This window comes from Halorubrum shenae (assembly GCF_051194165.1).
Classification (GTDB): Archaea; Halobacteriota; Halobacteria; order Halobacteriales; family Haloferacaceae; genus Halorubrum.
In genome coordinates, this window is sequence record NZ_JBLZNI010000036.1 from 1 (window position 1) to 6794 (window position 6794).

General features: G+C 63.9%; 7 protein-coding genes. 6 read left to right on the forward strand and 1 reads right to left on the reverse strand.

What is annotated here, in order from left to right; translation table 11 throughout:
- The first annotated feature begins 289 nt into the window (after positions 1 to 289).
- The 6 genes from ACNS88_RS17410 (at position 290) to ACNS88_RS17435 (ending at position 5283) form a co-directional block, all read left to right on the forward strand.
- Positions 290 to 436, forward strand: a complete 147-nt coding sequence (locus ACNS88_RS17410; protein WP_435100563.1) for a DUF8555 family protein — start codon at positions 290 to 292, stop codon at positions 434 to 436.
- Positions 437 to 819: 383 nt separating this feature from the next.
- Complete coding sequence (locus ACNS88_RS17415) at positions 820 to 1095, forward strand: PadR family transcriptional regulator (RefSeq protein ID WP_435100566.1); 276 nt, start codon at positions 820 to 822, stop codon at positions 1093 to 1095.
- 229 nt (positions 1096 to 1324) lie between these two features.
- The gene (crtID, locus tag ACNS88_RS17420; protein WP_435100569.1) at positions 1325 to 2824 is read left to right on the forward strand and encodes a bifunctional phytoene desaturase/3,4-desaturase; all 1500 of its coding nucleotides are present in this window, start codon (positions 1325 to 1327) and stop codon (positions 2822 to 2824) included.
- The gene (locus tag ACNS88_RS17425) at positions 2824 to 3726 is read left to right on the forward strand and encodes a prenyltransferase (RefSeq protein ID WP_435100582.1); all 903 of its coding nucleotides are present in this window, start codon (positions 2824 to 2826) and stop codon (positions 3724 to 3726) included. The genes crtID and ACNS88_RS17425 overlap by 1 nt, the downstream gene beginning before the upstream one ends.
- Positions 3723 to 4607, forward strand: coding sequence for a bisanhydrobacterioruberin hydratase (cruF, locus tag ACNS88_RS17430; RefSeq protein ID WP_435100572.1), 885 nt, complete (start codon positions 3723 to 3725; stop codon positions 4605 to 4607). Before ACNS88_RS17425 ends, cruF begins: the two co-directional genes overlap by 4 nt.
- Before the next feature lie 103 nt (positions 4608 to 4710).
- The gene (locus ACNS88_RS17435; protein WP_435100575.1) at positions 4711 to 5283 is read left to right on the forward strand and encodes a diadenylate cyclase; all 573 of its coding nucleotides are present in this window, start codon (positions 4711 to 4713) and stop codon (positions 5281 to 5283) included.
- Here the strand turns inward: ACNS88_RS17435 and ACNS88_RS17440 are convergent.
- A complete protein-coding gene (locus ACNS88_RS17440) occupies positions 5266 to 6570 on the reverse strand; it encodes an RNA-guided endonuclease InsQ/TnpB family protein (RefSeq protein WP_435100578.1) in 1305 nt (434 codons plus the stop codon). The genes ACNS88_RS17435 and ACNS88_RS17440 overlap by 18 nt on opposite strands.
- Between the last annotated feature and the right edge of the window lie 224 nt (positions 6571 to 6794).

A 6794-nucleotide genomic window follows, 5' to 3' on the forward strand; every position in this document is an offset into this window, starting at 1 on the left:
CCGGGTTGAGAACGGTGGAATATCCGGCCCTGCCATCGATGGTGGATTGTGGAGGCGTTGTCGGATTCATCCTGACCGTAAAGGGTCAGGTATTCTCCTTGTTTTTTTATAATTCCAACGCCCCAGCGGGAGGGCGGCGCAGGCGACGTAAGCAGCGTGGCGCACGGCGCCACGGGCAGCCGGCGGCGATAGTGGTCGTCTTCTGGATTGAAACGAGAGTGTGTCAAAACCTCACGAGGCGATCGCTCGCGGCCACAACACTATCCCGGTACGAACCGTATCCACGCCCATGCGCTCCGAAGACGAAATTCGCGAGCAGTACGAGTTCCTCCGCGAGCAGCTCGATGACGAGGAAATGAACCACCGCGGCGTCGAGGAGCTGTTCACCCACTACAAGCGCGCGATCGGCTGGGTGTTAGAAGAAGAACACATGTAGCGCGCGCTCGTTAGCTTTATCAACCGGTACCCGCTACAACTATGTGACGCTTCGTCTGGAGGGCCGAAGCGTCAGCGGGGACCAATGGCAGGCCTGACGCGGCTTTTTTCCGCGTCGGGCGTGCCTCTTTCCGACGACTGCTAACACCCAAGAGCGATAGCCCCGTCGTCGCACGTGACGGCCGCCGTTCGTCCTGTTGTGAACACATCATAGAGCAGAAACGACTGCCAGCGGCTCAATCGCGAGTAGACGAGTCTCACAGTTGCTCCGTTGACAGAACGGATCCCGGTACATATGCGGATCAAGGGGGCGGTGACAGAGAGATAGCAACTTCTTATAACGGTATATTTATTTATTTAGGATAGATATGTACGGACTGTTGCATGTATGACCTCACAGGTTTCCAACGTGACCTGCTCTACGTGATCGCCGGTTTGGACGAGCCTCACGGACTCGCCATCAAAGACGAACTCGAGGATTACTACGAGAAGGAGATCCACCACGGTCGGCTCTATCCGAACCTCGATACGCTCGTCGAGAAGGGCCTCGTCGAGAAGGGGCAACGCGACCGACGCACGAACTACTACACGCTGACCCGGCGCGGCCGGCGCGAAATCGACGCGCGGACCGAGTGGGAGTCGGAGTACGTCGATCACTGATCAACCGATCCAGCCGATCCAGCCGACACAGCCGACCCGGTCGATCCAGCTGACTTAGCCGACGCAACGTCGGTCCGTAGTGACCGGTCTCTCGTTTCCGTCGCTTCTGTCTCCTACCGGTTTTCCGTCTGGTAGCGTTCAGCCACTCGGTTGCAGTTTCCGCGCGAGCGGTGCCGACCACCACCGCGTCTGGCCGGTATTTATACCACTCCCGATCCTACGATCGGATATGGACGTGGCCCCGGACATCGACGCCGCGGCCGGCGAATCCGTCGTCGTGATCGGCGGCGGGTTCGGTGGCCTCTCGACCGCGTGTTACCTCGCCGACGCCGGCGCGGACGTGACCCTCTTGGAGAAGAACGAGCAGCTCGGCGGACGCGCGAGCCGACTGGAGACCGACGGGTTCCGGTTCGACATGGGACCGTCGTGGTACCTCATGCCGGACGTGTTCGAACGGTTCTTCGGTCACTTCGGACGCGAGCCGTCGGAGTTCTACAAGTTAGAGCGGCTCGACCCCCACTACCGGGTGTTCTGGAAGGACGGCGACAAGGTCGACGTGCTCCCCGACCGCGAGGCGAACAAGGCCCTCTTCGAGGAGTACGAGCCCGGCGCGGGCGAGGCGTTCGAGGACTACTTAGAAGAGTCCGAGCGCACCTACGAGATCGGGATGGAACACTTCGTCTACGAGGACCGCCCGCGCCTCCGCGATTACGTCGACAAAGACGTCCTCCGCTACTCGTGGGGGCTCTCCCTGTTAGGCAAGATGCAGGGACACGTCGAGAAGTACTTCGATCACCCGAAGCTCCAGCAGCTGATGCAGTACACGCTCGTCTTCTTGGGCGGCTCGCCGACGAACACCCCCGCGCTGTACAACCTGATGAGCCACGTCGACTACAACATGGGCGTCTACTACCCCGAGGGCGGGATCGGCGCCGTCGTCGACGGCATCGTCGAGCTCGGCGAGGACCTCGGCGTCGAGTACGTCACCGACGCCGAGGTGACGGCCATCGAAGGGCGCCGCGGGGGCTTCGCGCTCGACACCGCCGACGGCGAGCGCTACCTGGCGGACCTGGTCGTTTCCGACGCCGACTACACCCACACCGAACAGGAACTGCTTCCGAAGCACAAGCGGCAGTACAGCGAGGAGTACTGGGAGACGCGGACGTACGCGCCCTCCGCGTTCCTGCTGTACCTCGGCGTCGAGGGCGACGTGCCGAACCTCGAACACCACACGTTGGTGTTGCCGACGGGGTGGGACCGCCACTTCGAGCAGATATTCGACGACCCCGCGTGGCCAGACGATCCCGCCTACTACCTCTGTGTGCCCTCCCAGACCGACGACACCGTCGCACCCGAGGGGCACAGCAACTTGTTCGCGCTGGTCCCCATCGCGCCCGGGCTGGAGGACACCCCCGAACTGCGCGAGGAGTACCGCGACCTCGTGTTGGACGACATCGCCGAGAACACCGGCACGGAGCTGCACGACCGGATCGTCTTCGAGGAGACGTTCTGCGTCGACGACTTCGCCGACCGGTACAACAGCTATCAGGGGAGCGCGCTGGGGCTGGCCCACACGCTGCGACAGACCTCGCTGCTTCGGCCGCCCCACCGCTCTGAGGCGGTCGACGGGCTCTACTTCACGGGGTCGACGACGACCCCCGGAATCGGCGTCCCGATGTGTCTCATCAGCGGACAGCTGACCGCCGAGGAGCTGTCGAAGACGGCGTGATCGGTGCCGTGAGCGACACCGACCATACCGCGGCTCCCGGCCGACGCTCGACCGCCGACTTCCTCCGGTACCTGCTGGTACTGTCGCGGCCGCGGTTCTGGCTGTACCTCGCCGGCCCCGTCGCCGTCGGCGTCACCTACGGGATCTCCGACGTGAGCGGGCTGTTCACGCCGGTCACGGTCGGGCTCGCCGCGTACTTCCTCGTGCCGGCGAACGTCTTCCTCTACGGCGTCAACGACGCCTTCGACGCCGACATCGACGAGCTGAACCCGAAGAAGGAGGGCCGCGAGGCGCGCTGGCGGGGCGACCGACTCGTCGCGATCGCGGTGGCCGTCTCGGCCGCGCTCGGCCTCGCCGCGTTCGCGGCCACGCCGCGGGTCGCGTGGCCCTACCTCGCCGGCTTCCTGCTGCTCGGCGCCGCCTACAGCGCCCCCCCGGTGCGGTTCAAGACGACACCGCTGCTCGACTCCGTCTCGAACGGGCTATACGTCCTTCCGGGCGCGGCCGCGTACGCCGCCGTGGCCGGAACACACCCGCCGCTCGCGGCGCTCACGGGCGCGTGGCTCTGGGCGATGGGGATGCACACCTTCTCCGCGATCCCCGACATCGAGCCTGACCGCGCCGCCGGGATCCGAACGACGGCGACGCTTCTCGGGGAGAGTCGGACGTACGTGTACTGCCTCGGTTGCTGGCTCGCCGCCGCGTTCGCGTTCGCCGCGGTCGACGTCCGACTCGGTCTGCTGCTCGGCGTCTACCCGGTCTTCGTCGCGTGGGTCGCCCGGTCGTCGATCGCGGTCGACCGCGCGTACTGGTGGTTCCCGGCGCTGAACACCGCCGTCGGCACCCTGCTGGCGATGGGCGGTCTCTGGCGCGTCTACCCGATCACGGAGGCGCTCGCGTGAGCGACTCCCCCTCCTCTTCCGCCTCGACGCCGGGGGGGCTCGACGCGCTCCGCGCTCGCGTCCCCGACACGCGCGGCGAAGCAGAGCGACTGCTCGACCGAACCGTCCGCGAGAACCGGTTCACGATCGCCGTGCTGTTCCCGCTCGTCGGCGCGATCGCCCTCGTCGGCAGCGCGGAGGGGTGGGTGCCCGAGCCGCTCGCCTTTCACCCGTGGTTCGTGCTGTTCGGCGTGCTGGTGATGCGGTCGCCGCTCGTCGTCGGGGTGTTACCCGCGCTCGACCGCCGTGCGGTCGGGTGGATCGGCGTGCTCATCGCGTACACCTACGCGATCGAGCTGTTCGGCGTCGTCACCGGGTGGCCGTACGGCAGCTTCGAGTACGTCGTCGACCTCGGACCGATGCTCAGCGGGGTCCCGCTGGCGCTCCCCGTCTTCTTCATCCCGCTCGTGATGAACGCGTACCTGCTCTGTCTCCTGCTGCTCGGCTCGCGGGCCTCGAACGGCTGGCTCCGGCTCGCGACCGTGATCGCCGCGGTGGTCGCGATGGACGTCGTGCTCGATCCCGGTGCGGTCGCGCTCGGCTTCTGGAGCTTCGGCGGCGGCGCCTTCTTCGGCGTTCCGCTGTCGAACTACGCCGGGTGGGTGTTGTCGGCGACGGTCGCGGTGGTCACGCTCGACCGCGCGTTCGCGGGGACGACGCTCGCCGACCGACTGCGGGACTGCGAGTTCATGCTCGACGACATGGTGAGCTTCGTGATCCTCTGGGGCGGGATCAACCTCTGGTACGGGAATCTCCTCCCCGCCGCCGTCGCGGTCGCGTTCGGTGTCGGACTCGTTCGCGCCGATCGGTTCGACGCGACCTTGTTCACGCAGTGGCGGTGAAGCGGCGGGCGACCGACCGCGACTCGGGACCGCTTATATATGTCCCGCTCGTTCACGTACGCATGAGCGTTCGCGTCACGAACCACCGATCGGAGGAGACCGAATGAGCGGGCTCGCGATCAAGTACGGCACCCACGAGCGGGTCCGGGAGATCGTCGACCGCCTGACCTACTGCGCCGAACACGTCAGCGTCGCGTTCGACGGCTGGGACGAGCCCCACGTCAAGGGGCCGGGGCTCTACTTCGCGGTCGTCGCCGACCGCGACTACGGCGACTACGCCGACCCGATGGGCGACAACCGGTGGCCACGCGAGCGCTGTCCGACGGTGTTCACGGAGAACGAGTTTATCGAGGCGGCCGAGTCGGTGAGTCGAGAGCAGGACGGCGCCATCGTCGTCGCGGTCGACGGCGAGATCGAGGCGCAGATGGTACGATTCCGGGACCTGGGTAGCCGTAGCGGCGAGACGAAGCTGGTCGACGACGTGAGCTACGAGCCGTGGATGGGTTCGCGGCACATGAGCGCGATCGAGACGTCGACCCGCCCGGGGGTCGTGGCGACCGTGACGCTGAGCGAGGAGACGGGACGGGTGAGCGTGTTCCGCGACGGCGATGCGGAGTCGATGACGCGCGACGAGCTCGGCGGGGCGTGGCGCGCGGAGTCAGTGACCCACGACTGAAGTCGTGGGCTTGTCAGTGGACTCGCCTTCTGCCGTCGAATCGACGGAGGCGGTAAATCCGCCGTTCAGGTTCAGCGTCCCTGACTTGAGCGCACACTGACAGGGTGCGCCTCCACTCGAAGACTTTTGCCCCGAGCGGAGACGTTTGAGAAGTTTGCGAGCAATGTTCTTGCTCGCGTTGTAGTCCGCGTTCAGTTCGTATTCGCACTTTTGACACACGAACTGGTGTTTCGATCGCCGATTCGTCTCGTGGGTAAAGCCGCAGTTCGAACACCGCTGGCTCGTGTACGCCGGGCTTATCTGCTCGACCTCGATACCGAGCATTTCGGCTTTGTACTCAACGTACTCGTACAAGCGCCGGAACGCCCACGCGTGGAAGCGCTTGACGCCAGCCATTCGCTCGCGAATGTCAGTCAGGTTCTCGAACGCGACATGCGTACAGCCGTGGTCGCGAGCTTCGTCGAGAATCTGGTTCGAGGCGCGATGAAGTTCATCTTGCATCCAGCGGTGTTCTCGATCGTCCATCGACTGGATCGACAGGTGAGCCGATCGCGTGCCCGCCTGTTGCATCGACCCGCGCGTCTTCTCGAACTCGCGGCGTCGATGGTTTATCTCGTCGGCGTTTCCGATGAACACACCGGTAGAAGTCACGGCCAGCGAGCCGTCCACGTTCAGATCAACGCCAAGGACTGTTCTGTGCTTGGCGTCAGCAGAAGCAGCCGTGGACTGCTCGTGTTCGTCGCGTTCGGTGCGGCGCATTCGTGCGTGGAGGTAGAATGAGTCGGTCGAGCGGTCGTACTGGAGCGTGGACATCCGGAACTCGTAGTCCTCGTTCAGCAGATACTCGCCGATCGGTGTCCCCTCGGGATCGTCAGGTATCACGTACTCACACTCGACGCGTCCGTTTATTGTTGAAAGGGACACGTGATCGCGGTGGAACGTCGCACTTCGCTTGTCGTAGACGACGCTCCACGCGTCGAAGTGCGGTTGACTGGTGGTCTCACCTTTTTTGAGTCGGGCAACACCGCTTTTGGTGGCCTCGATGGCGCGTCGAATCCCTTTCTGGACGAGATTTGCTGTCAACTCTGTTTCGTCCCGGAGTCGCTCGTAGAGCGCGTTCTCGGCTTTCTGTTTCGAGGTGACACAGTACTCGTTCGGGTGTCTCCACGCCCATTCCGCGGTCGTGTTCGCACAGTGGAGGAACTGATCGTTCGTCTGATGGAGGTCGTCGCACCGCTCGCCGGGCACGTCGAGTTTGACTTTGACGGTCCGAATTACGTCCCCCATCCGTGTTTCACATTTTGATCTATTTATTTATAAATTCTACGGCTGGTGGGGAGTCAGGTTACTATCGCTCGTGGTCTGTTGCGGGGAGTATCAGATTCATTTCACGTCATCAGAACTCTATGAGTTCTGATTGGCTCACGAGACGCATAATGACTAAGATAATTTTTGAAAGTTAAGGAAGTTCTGACACCACTTCTTTGCGAAGCTAACTCGTTCTGTGATTT

Excerpts from the sequence above, each read along its gene's own strand:
- ACNS88_RS17410 (WP_435100563.1), top strand. The coding sequence starts at position 290 with ATGCGCTCCGAAGACGAAATTCGCGAGCAGTACGAGTTCCTCCGCGAG.
- ACNS88_RS17415 (WP_435100566.1), top strand. The coding sequence starts at position 820 with ATGTATGACCTCACAGGTTTCCAACGTGACCTGCTCTACGTGATCGCC.
- crtID (WP_435100569.1), top strand. The coding sequence starts at position 1,325 with ATGGACGTGGCCCCGGACATCGACGCCGCGGCCGGCGAATCCGTCGTC.
- ACNS88_RS17435 (WP_435100575.1), top strand. The coding sequence starts at position 4,711 with ATGAGCGGGCTCGCGATCAAGTACGGCACCCACGAGCGGGTCCGGGAG.
- ACNS88_RS17440 (WP_435100578.1), bottom strand. The coding sequence starts at position 6,570 with ATGGGGGACGTAATTCGGACCGTCAAAGTCAAACTCGACGTGCCCGGC.